We start from the raw sequence: 261 nt of genomic DNA, 5'->3' as shown, positions 1-261 counted from the left end.
GCTTGGCTGCCTTTGCACTACCCGTTCACGGACCGGGGGGAGGCCTAACGGGCGTTGCCCCCCAGTCGCCTTGGGTATCCGTTTCAGTTGCACCGCTTGCGGGCGGGAGCGTTTCCGCTTGAGGGTGTCATGCAGGTCTTCCAGAAACCGTTCGACCACGCCGGGGGCGGTCTCGAGTTCCGGTATCCGAACGCCATCCACCACAGGTGCGCCGTCGTTAGCGGCTACCTGGTCCCACGCCGCCGCCAGCACCTCTGGCCC

The 261-nt window shown here is 66.7% G+C and carries 1 pseudogene; it reads right to left on the bottom strand.

The features are described from left to right. Positions 1-261: pseudogene (locus E1958_RS20695) on the bottom strand (group II intron reverse transcriptase/maturase); the annotation flags it as partial.

Source organism: Candidatus Thiosymbion oneisti (assembly GCF_004359955.1).
Taxonomy (GTDB): Bacteria; Pseudomonadota; Gammaproteobacteria; order Chromatiales; family Chromatiaceae; genus Thiosymbion; species Thiosymbion oneisti.
The sequence above is the reverse complement of the archived record's forward strand: the minus strand, read 5'-3'. Positions and strand labels throughout refer to the sequence as shown.